The sequence below is a fragment of the Pseudochrobactrum saccharolyticum genome, from assembly GCF_008801715.1.
Taxonomy (GTDB): domain Bacteria; phylum Pseudomonadota; class Alphaproteobacteria; order Rhizobiales; family Rhizobiaceae; genus Pseudochrobactrum; species Pseudochrobactrum saccharolyticum.
On record NZ_VZPG01000006.1, the window covers coordinates 237,701 to 260,548 of the forward strand.

Annotated in this window: 18 protein-coding genes, 1 tRNA gene, 1 rRNA gene and 1 pseudogene; 15 read left to right on the plus strand and 6 right to left on the minus strand. The window is 50.4% G+C overall.

What is annotated here, in order from left to right; genetic code table 11:
• Positions 1 to 5: 5 nt before the first annotated feature.
• The 6 genes and pseudogenes from F7P81_RS16570 to F7P81_RS16590 all read left to right on the plus strand — a co-directional run bounded on the left by F7P81_RS16570 (position 6) and on the right by F7P81_RS16590 (position 6,687).
• Positions 6 to 812, plus strand: a complete 807-nt coding sequence (locus tag F7P81_RS16570; protein ID WP_151160317.1) for a BglII/BstYI family type II restriction endonuclease — start codon at positions 6 to 8, stop codon at positions 810 to 812.
• A gap of 396 nt (positions 813 to 1,208) precedes the next feature.
• A pseudogene (locus F7P81_RS17305) lies at positions 1,209 to 1,382 on the plus strand (DUF6538 domain-containing protein); the annotation flags it as partial.
• A gap of 24 nt (positions 1,383 to 1,406) precedes the next feature.
• Positions 1,407 to 2,906, plus strand: coding sequence for a site-specific integrase (locus tag F7P81_RS16575; RefSeq protein ID WP_170265305.1), 1,500 nt, complete (start codon positions 1,407 to 1,409; stop codon positions 2,904 to 2,906).
• An 86-nt stretch (positions 2,907 to 2,992) separates the two neighbouring features.
• Positions 2,993 to 3,574: a hypothetical protein gene (locus tag F7P81_RS16580; protein ID WP_151160319.1), complete on the plus strand. Its 582-nt coding sequence runs from the start codon at positions 2,993 to 2,995 to the stop codon at positions 3,572 to 3,574.
• 955 nt (positions 3,575 to 4,529) lie between these two features.
• Positions 4,530 to 5,666 (plus strand): hypothetical protein, encoded by a 1,137-nt coding sequence (locus F7P81_RS16585; protein ID WP_151160320.1) that lies wholly within the window; start codon positions 4,530 to 4,532, stop codon positions 5,664 to 5,666.
• The gene (locus F7P81_RS16590) at positions 5,656 to 6,687 is read left to right on the plus strand and encodes a site-specific integrase (RefSeq protein WP_151160321.1); all 1,032 of its coding nucleotides are present in this window, start codon (positions 5,656 to 5,658) and stop codon (positions 6,685 to 6,687) included. The genes F7P81_RS16585 and F7P81_RS16590 overlap by 11 nt, the downstream gene beginning before the upstream one ends.
• A gap of 16 nt (positions 6,688 to 6,703) precedes the next feature.
• On the opposite strand, the gene F7P81_RS16595 is transcribed toward F7P81_RS16590, so the two are convergent.
• A complete protein-coding gene (locus F7P81_RS16595) occupies positions 6,704 to 7,039 on the minus strand; it encodes a helix-turn-helix domain-containing protein (RefSeq protein ID WP_210246335.1) in 336 nt (111 codons plus the stop codon).
• Between the two features lie 185 nt (positions 7,040 to 7,224).
• Here F7P81_RS16595 and F7P81_RS16600 point away from each other — a divergent pair, with 185 nt between their 5' ends.
• Genes F7P81_RS16600 through F7P81_RS16610 form a run of 3 tightly spaced genes read left to right on the plus strand, consistent with a single transcriptional unit; the run spans position 7,225 to position 8,552 of the window.
• Positions 7,225 to 7,653, plus strand: coding sequence for a hypothetical protein (locus tag F7P81_RS16600; RefSeq protein ID WP_151160323.1), 429 nt, complete (start codon positions 7,225 to 7,227; stop codon positions 7,651 to 7,653).
• An 11-nt stretch (positions 7,654 to 7,664) separates the two neighbouring features.
• Positions 7,665 to 8,042, plus strand: a complete 378-nt coding sequence (locus F7P81_RS16605; protein WP_151160324.1) for a hypothetical protein — start codon at positions 7,665 to 7,667, stop codon at positions 8,040 to 8,042.
• A 36-nt stretch (positions 8,043 to 8,078) separates the two neighbouring features.
• On the plus strand, positions 8,079 to 8,552 hold the full coding sequence (locus F7P81_RS16610) for a hypothetical protein (protein ID WP_151160325.1): 474 nt from the start codon (positions 8,079 to 8,081) through the stop codon (positions 8,550 to 8,552).
• Here the strand turns inward: F7P81_RS16610 and F7P81_RS16615 are convergent.
• A complete protein-coding gene (locus F7P81_RS16615) occupies positions 8,526 to 9,491 on the minus strand; it encodes an alpha/beta hydrolase (protein ID WP_246176158.1) in 966 nt (321 codons plus the stop codon). The genes F7P81_RS16610 and F7P81_RS16615 overlap by 27 nt on opposite strands.
• A 444-nt stretch (positions 9,492 to 9,935) precedes the next feature.
• On the opposite strand from F7P81_RS16615, the gene F7P81_RS16620 reads away from it, so the two are divergent.
• The 3 genes from F7P81_RS16620 (at position 9,936) to F7P81_RS16630 (ending at position 15,973) form a co-directional block, all read left to right on the plus strand.
• A complete protein-coding gene (locus tag F7P81_RS16620; protein WP_170265306.1) occupies positions 9,936 to 11,204 on the plus strand; it encodes a sigma-70 family RNA polymerase sigma factor in 1,269 nt (422 codons plus the stop codon).
• A gap of 99 nt (positions 11,205 to 11,303) precedes the next feature.
• On the plus strand, positions 11,304 to 14,267 hold the full coding sequence (locus tag F7P81_RS16625; RefSeq protein WP_151160327.1) for a helicase-related protein: 2,964 nt from the start codon (positions 11,304 to 11,306) through the stop codon (positions 14,265 to 14,267).
• Positions 14,264 to 15,973: a hypothetical protein gene (locus F7P81_RS16630; RefSeq protein ID WP_151160328.1), complete on the plus strand. Its 1,710-nt coding sequence runs from the start codon at positions 14,264 to 14,266 to the stop codon at positions 15,971 to 15,973. Before F7P81_RS16625 ends, F7P81_RS16630 begins: the two co-directional genes overlap by 4 nt.
• Here the strand turns inward: F7P81_RS16630 and F7P81_RS16635 are convergent.
• On the minus strand, positions 15,970 to 17,592 hold the full coding sequence (locus tag F7P81_RS16635; protein ID WP_151160329.1) for a nuclease-related domain-containing DEAD/DEAH box helicase: 1,623 nt from the start codon (positions 17,590 to 17,592) through the stop codon (positions 15,970 to 15,972). The two genes, F7P81_RS16630 and F7P81_RS16635, sit on opposite strands and share 4 nt — an antisense overlap.
• Positions 17,593 to 17,753: 161 nt before the next feature.
• Here F7P81_RS16635 and F7P81_RS16640 point away from each other — a divergent pair, with 161 nt between their 5' ends.
• Together F7P81_RS16640 and F7P81_RS16645 are read left to right on the plus strand one after the other, a co-directional pair.
• Complete coding sequence (locus tag F7P81_RS16640; RefSeq protein WP_246176159.1) at positions 17,754 to 18,878, plus strand: DNA cytosine methyltransferase; 1,125 nt, start codon at positions 17,754 to 17,756, stop codon at positions 18,876 to 18,878.
• Between the two features lie 77 nt (positions 18,879 to 18,955).
• Positions 18,956 to 19,675, plus strand: coding sequence for an HNH endonuclease (locus F7P81_RS16645; RefSeq protein WP_151160330.1), 720 nt, complete (start codon positions 18,956 to 18,958; stop codon positions 19,673 to 19,675).
• Positions 19,676 to 20,301: 626 nt separating this feature from the next.
• Here F7P81_RS16645 and F7P81_RS16650 read toward each other — a convergent pair.
• Positions 20,302 to 21,300, minus strand: coding sequence for a diguanylate cyclase domain-containing protein (locus F7P81_RS16650; protein ID WP_151160331.1), 999 nt, complete (start codon positions 21,298 to 21,300; stop codon positions 20,302 to 20,304).
• A gap of 312 nt (positions 21,301 to 21,612) precedes the next feature.
• On the opposite strand from F7P81_RS16650, the gene F7P81_RS16655 reads away from it, so the two are divergent.
• The gene (locus F7P81_RS16655) at positions 21,613 to 22,125 is read left to right on the plus strand and encodes a methylated-DNA--[protein]-cysteine S-methyltransferase (RefSeq protein ID WP_170265307.1); all 513 of its coding nucleotides are present in this window, start codon (positions 21,613 to 21,615) and stop codon (positions 22,123 to 22,125) included.
• A gap of 469 nt (positions 22,126 to 22,594) precedes the next feature.
• Here the strand turns inward: F7P81_RS16655 and F7P81_RS16660 are convergent.
• Together F7P81_RS16660 and rrf are read right to left on the minus strand one after the other, a co-directional pair.
• Positions 22,595 to 22,671 (minus strand) — tRNA-Met (locus tag F7P81_RS16660).
• Positions 22,672 to 22,749: 78 nt separating this feature from the next.
• A 5S ribosomal RNA gene (gene rrf / locus F7P81_RS16665) occupies positions 22,750 to 22,848 on the minus strand; the annotation flags it as partial.

The window sequence follows — 22,848 nt, forward strand, 5'->3', positions numbered from 1 at the left end:
TTGTAATGTTTGAAGCTTTGCGGGAACGCGGTTTCCAGATCGAATTTCAGTCTCATGCTCAAGCTATTCTTCAGATAGATTTTCCCGAAGTAGTTAGTGAACTTGAAAGTGCATTATTAAATACCACAATACCAATCGAAGAAATAATTGCCGGCGGAGGTGGTGAAGCAAAAGGAACCCAACGATTACGTAATGCACTAAATGGAATAGGTTGGCCAAAAACAGAGTTTACTGTAGAGCGGCGTATAAACGGGGTTCCGCGTGAAAGCCAATCACACGAAGTCGATCATGTGCGCACGTTTGAAAATGGTGACCGAGTTGCGTTAGAGATTGAGTGGAACAACAAAGACCCATTCTTTGACCGCGATCTCGAAAACTTCAAAAGACTTCATGCAGATGGTGCAATCTCCGTCGGCATTATAATCACAAGAGGAAAATCACTTCACGAAGGGATGAGAACCTTAGTTCGTCGGTTTTTAGATGAACGCCAAATTCAATCATTTGAAGACATTCGAGAATGGGGTTATGAACCAACTTCTAGACAAAGAAAAGCAATTGAAACCAGGATTAATAGGCTTACAAATCCATTTACCTTTAGAGAAGCATTTGTTGGGCAATTTGTTTCTGACAAATTCGGAGAAGCAACCACTCATTGGCGCAAATTAGATGATCGCTTACACCGTGGCGTAGGCAACCCATGCCCTTTATTATTAATTGGCATTCCTGATACTGTGATTACCTTTCATGAAGGTAAGGCTGCTCTAGCCGAGCTTGAGGCAGAGGATTCACAGAACGAAACTCTTATTCTTTAGTCAATGTTGTTTTTCTCTCCTCTGGATGAAGAACTCTCTTATGAGCTCCTATTAAAAACGATACGTATTAATTTGGAATAAAGTGCAGCAATTTGATTATTGTGCCGGAGGACACTCCTCCGGCACAATGCGTCCACAACGCTGTTTTGTATATCCACCCCGCTTCGGATCAACAATCACAATACAAACAATAATTTTTATGCGTAACGCATTGAAAATGGTTTAGTTTTTACTAGACCCCGCACTCGAAATGCGGCGTGGGGGCAACTCCATCGTGGGTTCGAATCCCACCCTCTCCGCCATATTCCAGTTAACTCACTGGAAACCCTAAGGATTATCGCAGGTCGATTTTGTCTTCCACGGCACTGGTACATTCTACTGGTACAGTGGGGTTCTATGACTCGTAAGAATTCGCATCGGCTCCAGAAGCGAAGCGACACTTTCTATTTTCGTGCCGCTATCCCGATCAAGTGGCGACCAGCTTTCTCGCGTGCTGAACTCAAGTTCTCCTTGCAAACGACAGATCGCATGCTAGCGAATATCCGGTGCAGATCACTGAGTAGCGCTTTCGATTGGTTCTTCGGAGTAAACAACATGGCACAGATACCGCTTGATCGTATTCATTCCGTCGCTCAAGCATATTTTCAAGAGCGCCTTACGAAAGCACTAGAGCTCTGCCTCGACCTTCCGAGCGACGTTGATGTGGACCTCAATTTTGAGATCCAAGGCTCACTTGAACGCATAAGCGCCCTAAAATCTATGATGAAAAAACATCGCTACGATGACTCAGTAGAATTAGACGCACGAGCACTGTTGGAAAAGACAGGTAATGAAGGCCCAGCAGACGATGCGCTCACATATATAAGACGCCTCGTGGCCAGAGCCATGATACTCCAGAATGAATACCTTGTTCAGGAGCTATCAGGGGGCACGTATAATGGGGCGCCGGACGATAGCGTATTTAGAGGCATAGGGCCCGGTGCACTTCCTGAAGACGGAGACATAGCAACCGATCATGATCTGAGCATTAGAACAGCTATTGAAAGTTTCATGGCTTTGAAGGATACGGTATGGGTGCCTAAAACAAAAGCTGATTACAAGCGCTGCCTCTTACTAGCAAGCGACGTGATTGGCGCTGACCGTCCACTATCAAGCGTCAAAGCGGATGACATACGTAAAGTGCGCGACGTGCTGATGAGCATGCCAGCCAACGCATTTAAGACATATGTTGTATCGGGTCAAAGCCTGAAAAAGATCATCACTGATAATGCTGACGGTTCCAAGCTAGCATTCAAGACTCGTGAAAAGTATTTTACGATGATCCGCACTTTCTTCAAGTGGGCTGTAGACGAAGAGAAGCTGGCACAAATGCCGGGTAAAGGTATTAAACTTGTCGGGGGAATGAAGGAAGCCGAAATTGAAGAGCGCGATCCATATTCTAAAGATGAGCTTTTAAAAATATTTTCATCACCGCTTTACGCAGGATCCAAATCTTTCAGTCGTCGCTACATTCCGGGGACTATGACTGAACGGGATGACTACTTCTGGATACCAATCGTTGCCCTGTACACGGGAATGCGACTCGGTGAAATCGTTCAGTTACGTTTGACTGACCTTAAGTCTGAGGATGGTGTACCGTACTTCAACGTGTCCTTAGATGGTGACAAGCAAAAGACAGTGAAGACCGCTCAGTCAATTCGACGCGTTCCTGTTCACCCCATACTTATTTCGCTTGGACTATTAACCTACGCCGCAGCCCGAGAAAAAGCCAACCGACAACGACTATTTGATGACATCAAACCGAGTAAGACGGGGTATTACTCAGCAAACTTCTCAAAATGGTGGGGTCGCTACAGTCGCAAAATTACTGTTCACACCGACAAAACAGCATTCCACAGTTTCCGCCACAATTTTACTGATGCTCTACGTGAAGCAGAAGTAGCGGATGACGTCAGTCGGCAATTAACAGGCCATGCCGACAAGCCGGGTGACAGCCACGCTCGCTACGGAACAAAGGCGAGTCTGAAGCGGCTACGCGAGGGGATCATCAAGATAAGCTATGGCTCAATCGACGATCTCTTAAATAAAGTCTAATCAGAGATAAGTCATTCATTCACTGAGGGCCGAACCGCATTGGCGATAGTCTTAACAGTAGCTAACGAATATCTAATAGATAAAAAATGACCAAACAGAATACCTCTACCAAAGAACAGCTCATCGCGTTCGTTGCAAATGAGATCGATAATGTTCCGTACAGTTTCGACAACGCTCTCTGGGCTTGCTTATCTCAGAAGGCCTATTGTGATGCCTTGGGGATCAGCAAAGCTACATTACGGCGATATATCAGCAAACCACCATTCGTTCGTGATACTGTTACGATTAATAAAGAGCCTGTCACTCTTGTGCGCACAGGGGAGCAGGTCGAAACGCCGCGCATTACCGCCAAACGCATGGCAAAGACTTGGCGGTCTATCTTAGGCCGCAATGAAACCCCTAAAGATTTCGGTTGTCTTGTCGGTCTAGCTCAGACTTGGCCGGAAGGCTATCAGAATGAAATTCTCCGCACTGTGCTCAAGAACTGGCCGGACTTCATGGCAGGAGTAGATTGCGCCGTTATTGATGAACAGATTGACGGCTTGGATACGAAGAAGATGCAATTCAAGTACCCTCATCTACCCACTATTTTGCGGTTCTCGGACACTGCATTTGAGCTATTTATGATGGCCAAACAGGCCGACGCTGCTGATTTTTCACTGATATGAGCGTTTCTTTTTTCTCTTGTGATATAAATAGAGAGAGATACCTCTTATCTCTATAATTTTTAACACAGGAGAAGAAAAAGTAACGCTCATTATAGAGAAAAGAGGATCGGCATCTGCGCTTCGCTGGATACAGATATGGCCTAGGGCTTCATTTCTTCGGAAAAGTAAGTAGTATTGGATACTACCGTATCCTCTCCGGAGAAGCTTAGCTTATCGTTTAACGCGGGCGTGAGGGAAATAGAGTTAATGTGCATTTGTTTGTATAATGACAAACTGAACAGCGTGCTCTAGCAAGCTGGAGTGACCCTAAACCGAGATGGTCATGCCACTGCTTTCCCCCTCCCACTACTCTCAACGAACGCACCACCAAATGCACCATCTCCGCGGTAGTCAGATGACAACCGTCTGCTCAGATGCTTTCTACGTTAAATTAAATTCGTAGACTATTCCTGAACCGCTCTTGCGTGTTTCGGGACGAATGAGAAAGACTAGAACGAGTGTCGAAGCAATCTGAAATTGAAGTCATGGCAAAACCTCAGGGGCGCATCCAGCGGCTAGTCCTTGAAGCACTGCAACAGAATTCAAGTTTGACGACAAGCGAGCTCGCAAAGCGATCATGCGGTCGTGAGGGAGAGTTCGAAAACCACGATGTAATTCGAGCCATCAGAGGTCTCACCCGACGTGGGTTCGCCTTTAATAAAGAGCGAAAAGGGTTAGTGAACAGATCAGGATACGTATACCTGTGGTCGTTGGCTTAACACTGCTTGCATCAATACAGACAAGTGTCCCGAGCTTAGATTTGGACATTCTTTGAGACACAGAAGTCGCAATGGAACACATGGCATTTTGGACATTAGTCAGTTTCGCCTTTCTTCTCAAAAAACCGTAATATTCATTGGCTTTAGCACGCTCAAAGCTAACGTTTTCCTTGAACTTAAACTCAAGGAAATTGGTGATGACAATAAACGTACACAGCCCCCATGCTGCGGAAGCCAGGATTTACAGCGAGAGCGCATGGGATGTTGTTAGTGGACTCGATCCGTGGGTCTGTTCCAGCCTATTGCAAAAGGCCATACGCCGTAGCGACATCGAGTTAGCAGTTGCCGCTGGTTTGCGACTGCATCAGTTGCGTGGGGCGGCAATCTGGTCTCGATTGTTGCTGATCACGGTTGAGGATATTGGCATCGCATCACCCTCGGCACTTTCACTAGCTGTTCAAATCGCCAAAATGACCCGTGGGCAGCCGAAAGGCGATGTGATCGGGACATTGGCCCGGTTGATCGAAACACTCGCCCTTACCCCCAAATGCCGTTGCTCTGATTACCTCGTCTCAGCAACCTATTCACATACGCGCTTCGAAAAGGAACACTGTCTGGTCGGTCGGCAGACGATAGACGAACGTATCGCGCTTTCTGTTGACCCGTCCCAGCCGATTGTAACCCGCGCCCTTGCTGCATGGTTTGCATCAGGTTTGAACTGGTCAGATGAAAGCAGGGTCGGCACTGGTAACCTGTCAGCATTGATGTCGGACTTTGCGCAGGCGGGAGTACCGGAAGAGTTTCTGTTCGATGTGGCTTATGCTTGTGAGCGAACCCGCCATCCCATAGCGATCATGTTACCCGTGTTGTGGATGGCAGCGCATTCACCCGACAATTCATCCGCTCCACGAGTTAACGACTTTGCTGTTCTGCCATCACCCGCAATTCGCGGCGTTCCAGCTTACGCTTACGATAAGCACACATACGCAGGTAAAGCTGCAATCGGTCGGCTGGCGGCTGAGAATGCGCAAGTCGCCAATGTGCTAAGCAAATGGACACCTGATTTCCGCGCTCGTGATGCCGCAGCAATGGCGGCTTTCTATGTCGATGCCATTCCAGTTCGTCCCCATTTCATATGGCAGGGATCAGCTGATCTTGAACGTCTTGGGCGTGAGGCTGACTTTCTTCACGCTGGCTTTCCGATTGAGGGCATTGAAGAGCTTGTTGAAGCGGTCAGCGCCAATATCGGGCATTTGAACGAACTTCGTTCCGAACGAGTGTTAGAGGGCAGCAAGAAAAACTCAAAAAGCAAGGTCGCATCACATGGAGCGTGACCAGCCAATCTTGCATGACGTTGTTAATTCTGATCGGTCTGCGGATGATTTTGCAATTAATTGCAACGATCAACACTCGACAGAAATCCGTGCAATTAATTGCAATCGTGATTTCGGGCATTCAGCACTGCCGAGCAATGTCCAGGATTTCCTCTCCCATTCCCTCTCGGAAAGCACGAAACGCAGCTACAAAGCTGATCTGGCGCATTTTGAAGCTACGGGACGAACTCTCCCGGCTAGATCTGCTGACATCGCATCATACATCGCTGAGATGGCCGGGCATTATGCGGTGGCAACCATAGAAAGGCGGCTCGCGTCTTTGGTAAAAGCCCACCGCTCACGGGGCTATGATGATCCTTGCAAGACTGAGCTTGTGAAATCTACTTTGCGCGGCATTCGTCGCGCTTTGGGAACCAAGCAAAGGCAGGCAGCGGCTATTCTGCGTGATGATCTTTTTGCCATGCTTGATAAGCTAGGTGACCAGCGCCCGAAAGATGTCCGGGATCGTGCTCTATTGCTGTTGGGCTTTGCGACAGCCATGCGCCGATCAGAGCTGGCTTCGCTTGATGTAGATGATATCGAATTCATACCCCGCGGCATGATGGTAAACCTACGTCGATCCAAAACGGATCAGGAAGGGCATGGCCGCATGATTGCCGTGCCATTAGGCAGAACAAAGCACTGCCCTGTTGCGGCGCTCAAGGACTGGCTGGATTTGGTAGGGCGATCATCCGGCTCCGTTTTCGTCTGCGTCAACAAGCACGGTCACATGCTTGATCGGCGCGTGTCGGGCGAAGCAGTCAGCCTTGTTGTCAAAACTCGGATTGCGGATGCAGGTTATGATCCCGAACCGTTCTCAGGCCATTCCCTTCGCGCGGGCTTTGCCACATCAGCAGCACAGGCCGGGGCATCAACATACAAGATCAAACAAACAACAGGGCATCGCACCGAGAGCAGCCTAGCACGTTACATTCGCGATACGGACTTATTCACCGATGCTGCAATATCGCGGCTGCTATAGGTAATAGCTGCGCTGGCTATTTCTTCTGATTTAGTGCCGCGTCGATGATCGACTTCACCCACAGCAGGTCTTTCTCATCCAGCCCTGAAAGCATCACCTTCATTTCCATCAGAGCGGGATTGTCTCGCCCTTTCGTGGGTAGGTCTGGTGTAAAGAATTCCGCCGGGTCTGCATTCAGTGCGCGAGCGAGTTTCTCAATCACTGGAAAACGAGCACCTGAAGTGCCGGTCTCAATCTTTGTGACCATATCGACGCTGATGTCGGCTGCTTCGGCAAGCTGGCTCTGGGTCAATCCGGCTCTGCGCCGATGAACCGCCAGCAATTGCCCAAATCTCTTTCGCAGATCATCCATGCGCCACTCCATTACAAATGGTCTAGGCGTGAGATTGAGAATGCAGCAGTGCAATTAATTGCAAAATTCATAAAATCGGTAAAACACTTGCAACTTACTGCAAATGAGTTACGGAATTAAACAAGACTGGAACTCATATTCTTGAGTCGGGGCCGGTCTATAACGGGCAATGTGTGGGGCATTTCATGACGGAAAAAACTGGTTTCAACAAAATCACAACTGCTAAGGGCGGGGTCAAAAAGGCAATGCCCAGTCTAGCGATTGCAGTGGCAGCGCTGTCGTTGTCAGCCTGCGTATCGATCAACCCAATCCAGCCGTCCTCGTCAGGGTATGACGCGATTGAGTTCACCAGAGCAACCGTGGTGCGCGATCATGCGTGGAACCAGTATGTGTTTTCGGCAGGACGTAGGTTTATCGGTGACCGCCGCGATGCGAAGGGTCGGACGCTTTATTGTGGCCTTGTGACAATCAATGCCACGGACACTCATCCCCTCGACGCTTGCTTTGGCTTCATCGCGCCCAACACGCTTATAATCGCTCCAAACTACGGCTTCAAAGAGGTCGAAAGACCGCAAGCACCGGGCACGATCAGGATGATCAAGGTTAAGCCGTAGGAAGAACGAAGATGGCGGAAAGCACACAAGGGAAGCCGAACAAGAAGCCCGACTATTTGTCATGGTTCTACGGAATATTTATCGTGTTGGTGATTTTGTGGTTTTACGGCAAGTCCTTAGAGACGCCTCTAACGGCCCGTGAACAGTACATCAAAAAATGCTTTGAATATTACCATGCATCAGTGCCGAACTTGGTCGACTATGTGAAAGAGCGTTTGCGCGATCCCTCAAGCTTCGAGCACATCCAGACCAAGTACCGTGACGATGGAACCGATAATCTGCGCGTTCGCATGCAATACCGAGCCAAGAATGGCTTTGGTGGAACTAACAATGAGACTGTTTCAGCGATCGTGCAAATCAGCACCTGCAACGTCTTGAGCGCCGAGTGAAGTCGATATGACTTTTTAGAAAGGTGTGCTTTCCAGATGGATGAGAAGACGAAAAAGCCCGCCCGCTGGAGCTACAAGAAGATTTTTGTACTTTGGCTTTGTGGCTTTGGGTTGATATTTCTAATCAGCCTTTTAGCGCAGTTGCGCCCGGCAGGTGCTCAAGAATATGCAAGCAATGATGCGAATAGCCTCCATGTAACAGCCAGCCAGTATGGTGCAACTTGGCCTTATTTCCGGTTCAACGAAGCGACGATAAAGTGCCTCCGCCATGATCCTACGGGACGTCCCATGGTCATCATTCAGTATAAGCCCGATGGCCCTGAGTATGGATTAAACGGCCCAGCTCTAAGCATCGGTGGTTATCCCGATCCCCGACCATTTATCGCTACGAATGTGGATGGGACTTACAAAGCGCCCGTTCCACAGGACTGGATCAGCCGTGGACTGAAGCTTTGCAAGCGTTTGTTTCTAGAAGCCGGTTCGTCATTCTGCAGCTCGGCTTTTGTTTAAGAAACCTACAATGGTTGGCATTAGCTCTGAATGCAAAGGTAATGTCGGGTCGGTGTATGTGATAAATGGCTGGGCCTCGATGCCTTCCTTAAGGACGTGGGTCGCATTGTTAAGGCTTTTGAGCACAGCCTGCGGCATAGCGGCGGTAAGACGATCAGCATCTGCCTGCTTAACCTGTATGTCACCAGTTCCTTGAACGACCAGTACAGGCCCCTTCCAATGAGAAGCAATCTCAACCGGGTCGTACGAAAAAAGATCAATCATGTATCTTTGAAGCCCTGCTGAAAACAGCGGCTGCAAAACTGTTGGAATAGACTGCGCATCAACTGTACGCCCCGCCTCAAGTTGACTCACGATTATCTCGACATCCGAAATCAAAGAGGCGTTCGCGGGATTGGCGTGAAACTGCTCAATTAACAATTGCCCGATTGGACGACCAGATGCCGCCAAAAGAATTAAGCCGCATAGGTTTGTCGGGTTAGTTTTAGCGGCGACCAGCGCAACAAGGCCCCCTTCAGAGTGTCCTGCGATCCAAACACAGGGCGATATCTGAGAAGCACGATCAATCCATTTTAAAGCATCATCGGCGTAAGCTTCGATTGTCACATCATTCGGATCATCAATCGCAGCTTGGCTCCCGTAAAAACCGCGCTTGTCGATACGCAATGAAGATATGCCAGCCTTCTCTAAACCCTCAGCTAACAACTTATACATATTCGGCTGCAAGCCCATCTGCGGCGAGTTCCCGTCGCGGTCAGTTGGACCTGAGCCGGGAATTATCACGACTATGTTGTGAGCATTAGCAACATTGATCAGTTCGCCAACCAGCGGGCCTTTTGGTCCATCAATCTGAAGTAGTTCGGCTATAGCCACACTTGGGATCATGCAAACGATAATGAGGTAAGGTAAAATTCTGAGTCGATACAGCATGAGTGCCATTCTGTGACATTCGCATCAACATGCCAAGCGGCGACGCATTCCAACTTGGATAACTATCTATTATCACGATTTATAATTAGCCTACTTATTTGACTAATAATCAAATCGCACATAGCGCAACGCTCAAAAGCTTTCAATCTCTAAACAAAGCTGTGGTTGCGAGATAAGTTTCTCTACATTGCAATCATCAAATTAATTAACGTCAGCTTAGAACAACCGAAACGGGCTCTATGGCCGATCATCAACTTGCGTTAACACTGATGAAAATGTGGCCAGCAAGGTTACAAGGCTATATCTTGCCGATTGGAAGTCAAAACCGACTTCCAACCCAGCATAATTTTTGACTGAACCATATTCGTCAATGTGCTGACTTACGAACATTTGTTAATTGCATTGACGTTGCCTCTCAGCCTAATGTGGAAACCGAATTATGGGGGGAGCGAAGTGCATAGTACGAAGATGTCCGTCTTCCAAAGCGATATGCTGCTGAAAGAGAAGCTTGGAGGAAAAGACCCCGTGCGCGATGCGCTGGCGATCTACGGCGAGGACGATAAATTAGAGATAGCTTCTAGCGCCGCTGTTTCCGAACAAGAGAACTCTCAATTCGCTTCCGAAGCGAGAATTGAAAAAGCCCTGAACGCGCTTCTCGCCGATTGGCGGCGGCAGGACCAAACGCTCGACAGATCTCAATTCGAAAGGGTCGTTCATCGCCGCAAGCTGGAAGCCGATGAAATAGTCGAAGTTCTACAGCAACTCCGCGCGCACGGGGTCGTGCTTGAAGGGCTCGACGACGATGAAGAGATCGTCACCTTATCGCCGGAGGATGCGCGCCGATCTGGAGATGACTTCGTAGTTGGTTACTTCAGAGCCAAGCTTCTCACTCGAGAAGAAGAAGTTCGTTTCGGACGAGCTGTACAGATAGGCATCGTCGCCCAACATGAGGAGCAGGCAGGTCACTACGCAGATGATCTCGGTAAATTAATCGCCGAAGGCGAGAAGGCTCGCGCCAAAATGGTCGTCGCCAACCTGCGCTTGGTCTTTAGCGTCGCCCGCAAGTTTGGGAGCAAGGCGATAGAATTTCCCGATCATATCCAGAACGGCACAATTGGCTTGATGAGAGCCATTGAGGGATTTGATCCGGAACTCGGTCTAAAGTTCGCGACCTATGCTACATGGTGGATTAGGCAATCCATTTCGAGAGCGAACGACAACGATAGCAATCTGATCCGAATGCCAGTCCATCGTCTTGAGCAGATCCGAAGGGTTCGTCGTCACACGCGTCGCTTGACCATGGAGAACAATCGCGGGCCGACCCTGGGCGAGCTGTGTGACGCATTAGACATGCCTCGCGAGAAGGTCGCGTATCTTCAAAGATTATCACTATTTCGGACAACTTCGCTCGACGCTCCTTTAGGCGACGAAGACGACATTCACCTCCGCGATATTATTCCTAGTGATGCCCCGACACCGGAGGACCTCACTGAAATCTGGTCTCGTAACAAGCTCCTGAAGCAATTGATTGAGGAACTCTCTCCTCGCGAGCAGATGATCCTGGATCGCCGTTTCGGCCTCACGACGCGATCCGGCCGCACGCTCCAGGAACTCGGAAACGAAATCGGCGTAACGCGCGAGCGCATCCGTCAGATCGAAGATAAAGCTTTGAAGAAACTCTACCGTAAAGCTCTCAGATATATGCGGGCACTGGAGGACTAGAAAGTGACAGTGCAGGAACTCGCAACCACCGATGACTGTGTAAAATTCACGCAATGGCTGGAGCGCCGACTCCTTATCGCCGGACGTGGCGACGAGATTATGGCTTCGGCAAACGATCCGGCCGGTCGCTTTTGGTTGGGACGGCTCGCTCCCGAGGAACAAGTCAATGAGGGCTCGTCCGCTGAGCGTATCGGTCGGATGGAACCGTGTGCGATAGGTATTCGTCTCCTACCGACCTCAGTCGCCCCGTGGTCGTGTACTGCACGGGTACGTCTGCGAGTATGGATCCCGCAAGGACCAGACTGGATCAAATCGGACGAAATAGACGAGACGTTTCCCCTGGCTGTGCAGGATCGTTACCAGCAGTCATTTGGTTGCAAAATTCTTACCGACGCGATCCATGCGGCGACTGGAACAGAAGGTTTGTCAGCAGAAATGCGAGTCGAGGTTACTCCCGGTCCGAGCGGTGTGCCCGAGTTGTTGTTCGAGATCGTCAACACATCCCCGCGCAAACACCAGTTCTTCACCGATACTCGCCTTTACGAGGTTTCGTTATCCTTGAACGGGATAGAAACGAAACCCTACCTTCTGGAAGCCTTACCCGACTCGTTCCGCTACGACAGGGAAGTATCTGCATACGGAGTGAATTGCGGGGTGGTCGCGGAAGACGGAACATTCACAACGACCGATACGATAGGAGTAGAAAAAGCAAGACCGGACTATTGGGGAGCAGGCCTTCCACCGTTGAAGTTCGCAGATCTGGAGCGTGATCCATTTCCCGATCTCTCGGCGTTGTTAGATGCCTTGCGCCAATGGGGAGACGATATCTGGTCGTCCACGTCGCTTGATGCTCGCGCCGCGGCGAATGGGTGGTCCGCCGAGATGAGGAATGAAGCAAGAAAGGAGGCGACGAAGTTCGACGTCGAATTTGATCGGATCAAAAAAGGACTGTTTCATCTTAGCGCCAACGCCGATCTGCTGAGATCTTTCAGACTCATGAACCGTGCCATGGAAAGAGCTTCGCAAGGTAGGGGTTACAATTCCTGGAGGCCTTTCCAGGTTGGGTTCATCTTGGCGAACCTCGCCTGCATCGTCGAACCCAAGGAAGAGTCGGCAATCGTTGACATCGTCTGGTTTGCGACGGGTGGGGGAAAGACAGAAACCTATTTGGGGCTTCTCATCACCGCAGTTCTATTCGACCGGATGCGAGGAAAGAGCCACGGCATCACGGCTTGGACACGATTTCCTCTTCGCATGCTGTCGCTGCAGCAGTTACAGCGTTTCGCCGATGCGATGGCCGCGGCGGAATTGGTTCGCCGAACAGAAAATATTGGCGGAACTTCTTTCGCATGCGGCTTCCTGGTCGGTGACTCTGCAACGCCGAACCGAATTCCGGTCGAACCTCGCTTCGAAAACGACATTGATGTTGAAAACGCCGACGAAAAGACGTGGGCAGCGTTCAAGCGTTTGCAAAAATGTCCGTTCTGCGGCTCCCGCGATATTAAGATGGAGTTCGACCGTGATCTTTGGCGCTTGGATCACGTGTGCGAAAACGATAAATGTTATTGGCCTGAAAAGGCTCTACCCTTCCACGTCGTTGACGAAGAAATCTATCGGTTCCTCCCGACGATTGTAGTCGGCACGCTCGACAAGGCGGCAGGCATCGGGATGCAGGGTGCCATGCGTGGACTGGCCGGTCCGCCGATAGGGCTCTGCAGACGTCCAGGACATGGGTTCACGTATGCTCCTCGAAGCCTGCGTCCTCATGGCTGTTTCGTGCCGGGTTGCCGGCAGACAGCAGATCCATTGCCGATGCCATCTCAATATTTCGGTCCCTCGTATCGCCTTCAAGACGAACTACATCTACTTCGAGACAGTCTCGGAGCAGTTGACGCACACTATGAAGCGCTCTTTGATGGGCTACAGGAGGAGTTGTGCGGATGCAGGCCGAAGATACTGGCGTCATCCGCTACATTGGAGGGTTACGAGACGCAAGTTGACGTCCTGTATCGACGCGAAGGACGCGTATTTCCGCAGCAGGGACCTAGCACAGAAGAAGGGTTCTGGACATCGTCTTCGGACGAATTGATGCGGAGATACATCGCGATCGCGCCTAGAGGACTCACGATTGAATTCGTGATTGATCGTATGGCGACCGAGTTGCAGAATGCGGTCCGATCTCTTCTATCTGATCCGGCAGAAGTTTGTGCGACGATCGGCGTCTCAGAAACGAAAGCGTTAGACCTGCTGAGGCTTTACGGAACACAAGTGGTCTATGGAAACACGCTGAGGGACCTGGATGCCATACAGCGTTCAATCACGAGTGGTCAGATAAGGCCAGCGGACGGCAAACGGCTCAACCACGCCATTCTCACCGGACGCACGGATTTCCGGGACGTGGCGGCGATCCTGGAAAGATTGGAGAAGCCTGAGGCCAATCCTGAGGAGCGCATTCACCTCATTACTGCTTCCTCAATGATGTCGCACGGGGTCGATATCGACCGACTGAATGTTATGGTCATGGCTGGTCTTCCCTTAGGAAGCGCAGAGTTCATCCAGGCTACAGCACGCGTCGGTCGACGTCATCCTGGTATCGTGTTCGTAATACACAAGATCGGTCGTGAGCGAGACGCCGGTGTATTCCGCTCGTTCGACAAGTTCGTGAAGCATGGCGACCGCTTCATTGAGCCAATCCCAATTACAAGGAAGAGCCGAAGAGTGTTGGAAAGAACTATCCCAGGGCTCCAACTCGCCCGTATTCTTGCCATTCACGAACCCAACGCTGGCAAGTCGTTGTACACCGTCTCCGCGCTCCGATCCTTGATCAGAAGCGGCGATCTGGTGATTACACAAGAGCGCGAGGCGGTAATGAATTATCTAGGTATTGACCCTGCGGAAGACGCGAAGTTGGCTCAAGATTTGGAGCGATGGTTCGATCGTTTCGAGCGGAACATCGTCAAGTCTCACCCTGACATCAAGAGCGGAACTGATGCCGCCGGCAAGCCTATGATTTCCCTCAGAGACGTCGAAGAACAAATACCGGTTTTTCTGGATAGACGATGAGCAAGATAAAACGCAGCCTTTCACAGATACAGTTCGGATACCTTCCACAACAGACCGTCGATGTCCAAGGCGGCATCTGGAAGGTTGTCGATTGGTCAAATGCCGAAACGCGCTCGAACATTGATGAGCGCTCACTAAAGACTGAACTCCGCCGGCTTTCAGGACCGTGGGCCGTCGCGGGTAAAGATGGCGGTTATTTCGCCGATATGAACAAAAGGAATACGTCGGTCGTCTTAAAACTGATCAACCGTGACCGCGGTGTCCATCTGAAGCCCTTCCCGGAAATATGGTACTGCGGCAACTGCTATAGAATTCACGACCAACCAGAAGGTGGTTGCAAATGTGGAGCCCCAAGGCGGCGCGGTCAGTTACAGTTCGTCGCCTATTCAGAGTCCACGGGAGAAATAAAAGAACCTAACATAGCCCGTTGCCAAACACACGGTGCGAGCCGGATACATTTGCCCGGAACTGCCACGGGAAACGAGGTGACGTTCGACTGTCCCGACTGCAGTAAAAAGTTAGGCAGTTTTCGTTACACTAGAGCCAGCAACGGCGACAGGATGCAAATCAACGTCCATCGTGCTGCGGCCGTCTTCACGCCGCGGAGTGTCGTGGTCGTCAATCCTCCGTCGCTGGAAACACTGCGATCACTGGAAGACGCCGGCGGGGGACCACGGGCCCTGGAATGGCTACTCGACGGGATGCCCGGCAAGAGCATGCTGGATGGAAAGCCGACGACAGACGGATTGCGCAGGCAACTCGCTGCTAGTGGTCTTGATCCCCAAACGATTGAAAAGATGCTCTCCATTGCAGCTTCGGCAGACGGAGTGGCCAGCGGTCCCGGACCTTCCGGTCTGATCGGCGAAGTGAAGGCAAGAAGCGAAGAAGAGGCAATGAAGATCGCCCTCGGAGTTTCAGAAAGCCGCAGTACATTCAACGAACTCATCATTGGAACAGACCCGCTTTCTGCGCTAAGACACCGCTACGACGTCCAGTACCCGGAAGCGCTTTACAATGCCGGTTTAGAACGCGTGGAACTTATAGAAAAGTTTCCGATCCTTTCGGGGCATTTTGGTTATACCCGCGGCCCGAGCGAAGCCGGTGCATCCGAATTAATACACTACTACGATCGCAAACGCGGTGCTTACGAGATTTACGGGGATATAAGCGAGACCGAGGCAATGTTCGTCGGTCTTGATCCCATTCTTGTAGCCGAATGGCTTCGTAAACGCGGTCATAGTCTTAAAGCCGCACATTCATCCGCGAAGGAAGCGCGACTCGACATCCTGGGCAGAATTTCAGCGGTTGATGACTTTACCGACAGCATATATCGCGACGTCGTCACATTGGTACACTCATACTCGCATCGACTCATACGACTGGCGGCTGTTCACGCAGGCATTGAGTTGCACGCGCTTTCGGAACTGTTGGTCCCGTTGCATCTCGGTTTCTTTGTCTATGCGGCCACGCGCGGGGACTTTGTGCTTGGGGGACTTCAAGCGCTCTTCGAGAACGACCTCAACCTACTGCTAAATGAACTCGTCGACGGAGAACATCGCTGCGCTCTTGATCCGGGTTGCTCGAAGTCCGGAGGAGCGTGCGTGGCATGTCTACATCTTGGCGAGCCGTCGTGCAGGCTGTTTAACACAAGATTGGATCGATCCGTCCTCGCGGGCCCAGCCGGTTTTCTTGGTCTGCGACGTTAGCCCAACCAGCTGACACGGTCGCGGACAACCCGAGAGCCGAAGACGTATAGGGCCGAGCGAGCTCGGCTCATGCCCGTATACGCCATCGCGGCAGCGATCTTTGATGATGTCCGCTCGGAGAGTGCTAGAACAACCACACCCGCCTCCAATCCCTTGAAGCGGCGGATCGTCTCCATGCGCACGCCGACGCCCTCCCTCACAAAGGGCACTTCTCCCGCTGCAATATGCGAGAGCCCTTCCAAAATGTCAGTGTCATCCGAGAGCACGACGATATCGTTTGCATCAACGGCTTCTTTTTCAATCAACGTCTCAGTCAATCGCTGTATACCTCTCAACATCTCGCGACGGTTGTTAATGTCTCTGAACTGTGGTGGGGGGCCATCGGTACCACGCCCTATCGCCTCCTCGCCGAATACGCGCGCAGCGCAGGAGGCGATCGCGGTGGTGCTTCTGCAGTTGACGGTCAATGGCAGTGCCGGAGGCATGTCCGAAGGGCTGGTCCAGTTGTCAAGATAGAGTTGTTGATGGGCGTCGGCGAAGACGTAGAATGGCGGATCGACGGCCTCGGCAACCGCGAGCTCGAGCGCAGTGAACCAGCCCGAGGGAAAGTCCTGTCCCTCATCAATGACGACTGACCCGAAACGACCTCCAGCCTCAGACATCACATCAATCAGCAGTTTGGGCGCGTCTTCCTTCCACCATTCTTCAGACCTCTGCTTCGGCAGCGCTTTACCCCTCTCCTTCGCCATTCGGATGCATAGCGAATGAAACGTACCGGCCCAAATACGTGGATCGTCGCTGATCTCTTTCGCTAGAAGGTCCCCAAGCCGCTCGTTGTAGCAGACGAGCAACGGATTAAAACCGTCAGCTGCTAGTTGGCGCGCGCGCGCGACGGCGAGAACCGTTTTTCCCGTACCCGCACCGCCCGTTACCAGAGCACGCCTAAAGCTTCTCAGGAAAGTGAAGTCTTGTATCTGTTCGTCCGTCAATCTAAGTAATTGTTGATGTATGTCGTCGATACGATCAACCAGTCGCCTACGAATGGAAGTCGTCGGCGCAAGAAGTTGCACCAGCTTCTTGATCTCTTCGTTCGTTATGGTCGCGCTCATCGCCCAATGCTTGCAGGTGCGCTCGACCATCGCGACGGGATCGCCCAACTCGGGACGGTCCCAGACAATGGAGGCCGGAGCGGCCGGTCCGAGATAAATCTGCGGATCAATAGTTCTGCGAGGGAACGAAACGGCGTGGGCCAGGGATATTCTATTTGTCGGCAAGCCGTGATATTTGAGGTATTCCAGCAAGGCGTATTTCGAGTCTGTCGCCTGGTCGAAAGGGTTTTTGATCTTTGAGACCTCGCCGGTTTTGCTATTAGTGCTGCTCCATTCACCGTCGATAACATTAATGTCACCGCCTTTAACTTCTACGATGAGAATGCCGCGCTTTGGATGTATCAGAATGAAATCCGCTTCGCCGTCACCTGGGCGGCCGTTTCTCAGCGATTGCCATCTTACGGAATGGATTACGATCCAATTGTCATCAAGCCGTGATAATGCCGTATGTACGACTCTTTCGGACATCGGTGTGCCGGCGACCGGCTCATTTGGGATCATCTTCGCCATTAGCTATCTCTGGGTCTCGCAAATCAACTGACAAACACCACATATTTGTGGATATTCGAGCCCCATCCAGGTGCCAAAGTCAATCGTAAGTAGTATTAGTGCTTCATCAGCCAACGAATAATCTTGGATAATCAGGCGAAGTCGAGATAAGTATTGAGCGCATGAATAAAGTCCAAAAATCGATGGGCGCGCCAGAGATTACGGCAAGCGCCACTAAATCAACGGTTATAGGCTGTCAAAACGCTACTGTTGTGGATTTGTTCTGTGGCGCCGGCGGCCTTTCTCATGGGTTCTACTTAGAAGGTATGAAGGTCGTAGCTGGTATAGACCTAGATCCCGCTTGTAAATTCGCTTACGAGGCGAACAACGGTGCTAAGTTCCTCTGCCAAGACGTCTCGACCGTCACCGCTGCTGATCTCGTCGCTCTGTGGGGCGAAGGTCCCAGGATACTCGTGGGGTGTGCACCCTGCCAGCCTTTTTCGAGCTACGCACAACGATGGGACAACCCCGACTGGAAATTGCTTGAGAACTTTGCTCAACTGATCGTCGACAGCAAGCCGGACGTCGTTTCCATGGAGAACGTTCCTCGGTTGTTGGATTTCCAAGACGGTGCAGTATTTGAGCGCTTCGTGAGCAAAATACGTCGCGCCGGATACAAGGTGACCGCGACGGTCGCTTATGCTCCCGACTACGGAGTGCCACAGCACCGCCATAGGCTTGTACTGCTCGCATCGCGTCATGCGCCAATCGCTCTGGAACCGCCGACGCACTCCAAGAAGAAATACGTAACTGTCAGGAAGGCGATCGGCAAACTACGTGAGTTAGAAGCCGGCGGCATCGACGAGTTCGACCCGCTCCACCGCACCAGCCGCCTCTCGCCGTTAAACCTTAAGCGTATCCGCGCCGCCAAGCCCGGTGGTAGCTGGAAGGATTGGGACGAAGAACTGGTAGCGCCTTGTCATAAGACGCAAGCCGGAAAAACCTACGTCTCCGTTTACGGTCGCATGAATTGGGACGAGCCTTCGCCCACAATGACGACGCAGTTCTTCGGGTTCGGTAATGGACGTTTCGGTCACCCTGAGCAGAACCGCGCCATCTCGTTGAGAGAGGGAGCCATTCTTCAATCGTTTCCGACTAAGTACCGTTTCGTCCCAGAGGGAGAAGCAGTCCAGTTCAAGAAACTGGGCCGATTGATAGGAAACGCGGTTCCAGTTCTTCTCGGGCGCGCAATCGCGAAATCCATAAAATTGCACCTGAATACCGTAGGACGCGCCGATGCCTCGTAGCCGAGCCTACGTGCCTTCTCATGACGATCGTGCGCTAATGGCGAATGTCACTGTCCAGCACAAGGGTTGCCACTGACATGGCGCGCAATCCTCCTTGGTCGCGAGATGAGCTCATCATAGCTCTCGATCTGTATATGCGTAACGAAGGAAAGCTCCCACCACAAGCGGCAGTCGACGAAGTCTCTCGCCTTCTCCGTTCAATCGCCGGCAGAACGGCTGACTCCAACGACAACTATCGAAACCGAAACGCCGTCCTGATGAAATTGGGAAACTTTCAGGCCATAGACCCGTCGTTCGTCGCGACCGGCAGGAGTGGTCTATCGAGGGGGGCTCGCGGTGATAAAGAAGTCTGGGACGACTTCGCAAGCGATCCCAATCGGCTCTCGGAAACCGCTCACGCAATCGTAACGCTCGCATGTGTATTCGATAACCTCAAGGACAACGTTGACGAAGGCGCAGAGGCGAGCGAAGGACGGGTGCTAACGCGTGTACATAGATATCGGGAGCGCAATGCCAAACTGCGGTCAAAAAAAATTGCCAGCATAATCGCGAGAGGTGGAACGATTGCATGCGAGATATGCAACTTCGATTTCGAAGAAACATATGGCGATCACGGACGCGGCTTCATCGAAGTGCATCATCTCCTCCCTCTTCACGAGTTGACTGAAGCGCGTGCGAACAGGCTGGAGGACTTGGCTCTGGTCTGCGCGAACTGCCATAGAATGCTCCACGCATCAAGGCCTTGGCTAACACTTGAAGGATTGAAATATCTTATCAAGATCAACGATCCTGCTTGATAGCATTTTCGTCATTAATTTTGCTCCGAGCCTGCGAAGACAGAGCAGCTATCCATGGTCCGGATCGCCGGCATTACATCCATGAGAACGTCACAAGGCAGCCATCTGGCAGATGCACAATCTTACCTTTTTGGCTGGATATTAGGGGCGAGAAGGTTCTAGGATGCTTAGGGGCGCGCCTGAAATGATCCCAACTCTCTATTTCCCAAAACTGTGCCGGCTCAGTACCCCTAGCTTTTAATACTATCGCTTCGCTTACAGGCGTCTCAAACAAGGCGCGAAGCCTCCGCCTCAAAAAATCATGACTACAAAACCTCTAGTGAGGAAATAATGGTTCTTTAAGTCTATTTGACTCTGACAAGACGATGAAATTTTCACAGGCCCAGCAATTAATAGTGCACTGGTACATAAACCTGGTACAGTATCACTATGATGCCAAGGAGGGCTTAGTCGCAACCTATTGATATTCTTAAGCTGGACAAAAGTGGAAACTTCTCCCACCCTCTCCGCCAGTTTATCTTATTTGATCAATTAATTATTTAAAGATAATTTCATTTTCAGTGGGTTGATTTACACCACCTACAGAACATTTGCAGCTAAAAGTCACACTTACCACGCGAAGAAGATCACACTGAAATCCGCACTGCACAACTTCCCATATTCGGGTTATAACAACGATAAGTGGCTTTTCCTGCTGCTTTAGCCGCATATAAAGCCGTATCTGCATTAACAAAGACGTCCGGTACTGAATCACCAACTATTCTTGCGATGCCAATTGACGCTCCGAGCTTCAGTAATTGCTTCTCGAATATGAACGGCTCGCTCAAACAATCAATAATGCGCTGTGCAAATTTTTGAACAGCTTTTATGTCCTGAATTTCAGTAGTGATAATGGCAAACTCATCACCACCAATTCTGAATATCTCTTTATAAGAGTGATTAATCGATTTTAGTCGATTACTTATTTCTTTCAGACATTCATCACCTGCAATGTGGCCATATTCATCATTGATCGGCTTGAAACCATCCAAGTCGATTAACAACAGATATCCATGTCCGCTAGCTACTTGATCGCCTTGAATGGCAGATGATAGTTTCAGAAGGAATTGGCTTTTGTTCGCTAAACCAGTCATCTGATCATATTCCGCAAGATACATCATATGATCAAATGACAGTTTTTGATCAGTAATATCTTGTTTCATGCCAAAAATCCGAACAGGTATGTCGTTCTGACACTCAATTGATGCCGTAATACGTATCCAGCGGCTCTTACCGCCAAAAGTTATTATTTCAGCTTCCAATGTAAAACCGCTACGCGCAGCAATTGCATCTGAACGTCGCTTCACAAGCTCCGCACGAGAGGCTTCAGTATAACAAGCCAAAGTATGAGACCTATCAAGTCGAGTTCCTCTCGGCAATTCAAACAGATCATAGGTATAATCAGACCAAGTCAACTCCTCAGTAGGTAATGCGCACTCCCAAATACCTATTTGTGCAACGATAGAAGACTGACCATATATCTTTTTGTAGTGTGAAAATGTTTGAGCTTGCTCTTTTATCAGCTTCTCTTTTTCAGCCAACTCTTGCTTTAAACGCTTGATTTCTTTCTGAAGCTGGCTCGGCATAAAAAGTCCTACTGCTTGTTACAGCTGAAATTATAAATAATCATAACTTCTAAATTATTAAACTCCAAACAACATACTTCTGCATAGACCTTTCTCGGACACGCAATACCAATGCCATGTGATGTAAGTTACCGTAAACCAGTGACATTGCGAAGAAGAGCACGACACGTAAATAGATGGCATTAACGTGCTTATAGCGGCAGAAGAGGTTTTACCTTTGTTTCCTTCGCTTGCTGGTCCTGCAGCATCAAGCATAAAGTGGTAGATTGTCACCGCTTTATGCATTCAAAATACTCAAGCGGAACAATGCTCATGCCGGTATGTTTTTATTCAGGTTGTATTCCGACGCCTATTGGTGAGCTGACCGTTATTGTGAATGATCAGGGCGCGGTTATGCGCCTTGATTTTGAGAATGACAGCCGCGTTCATCCGGCCAATGCACAAATCCCTGTTACACAGCACGATGATGCGGCTGTGCGCCATGTCGCTGAACAGATACACCAGTATTTCGCAAAGGAGAGACGTCATTTTGATCTTACACTAGCACCGCTTGGCACGCCTTTTCTGAAGGCAGCATGGCAGGAGCTTGCAAAAGTGCCTTATGGTACAGTCGTCACCTATGGTGAACTTGCAGAACGTGCCGGTCATCGCGGCTCTGCGCGTGCTTTTGGCCGCGTGAATGCGATTAATCCGATTTCGATTGTTGTTCCCTGCCACCGCGTCATCGGTGCCAACGGCAAACTAACAGGCTTTAGCGGTGGCCTTGATAAGAAAGAAGCACTATTGCGTCTGGAAGGCAGTCTTTTTCAGGAACGCTTACTCTGACAGCGTGAGTAATGTTTATAGCTTTCCCACTCAGTCGCTTGTCTATCGACTTTAGGCTGGTACGGTCTGCTCTTGGAGTTTTTCTTGATAGCAGAGCTATTGAATTTCGGATGTTTTTTGAAGATTTTGTTTTGTTTGCAGGATTTGTAGTTTTGTCTCCCGCTTTGTCGGCTTTGCCTCCTTGCGACCCCTGACTAGGCTTAAAATCTACGACCCGTTACAAAAAAATCCCGTTCAAAGAGCGGGCTGTTTGTTTGGTTTCGGGGGCAGGATTTGAACCGTTCGTCGTGCAATCGATACTTAATCACTTGCTTATCCTCCCCCCCTTCCGGTTATGAGCGTGATGAGGTGAGAGCGTATAGAAATCGATTGATTATCGATTTTAGCTTGAACGGGCTGCATCAAGATGCATTGACACGCCTATGGGAATGGCGTCTGCATCGTGGTTTTAATTGTTTTGAGGGAAGTTTGGTTGCGGGGGCAGGATTTGAACCTGCGGCCTTCAGGTTATGAGCCTGACGAGCTACCGGGCTGCTCCACCCCGCGCCAGGGTAATTTATGAGCCGGTATTGGAAGTATTGGTTTTATTGACTGTGAGATGTTTTATTTCTGTGCCTTTTGCAGACCTGGCAGCGACCTACTCTCCCGTGTCTTAAGACAAAGTACCATCGGCGCTGGAGCGTTTCACGGCCGAGTTCGGAATGGGATCGGGTGCAGCCGCTC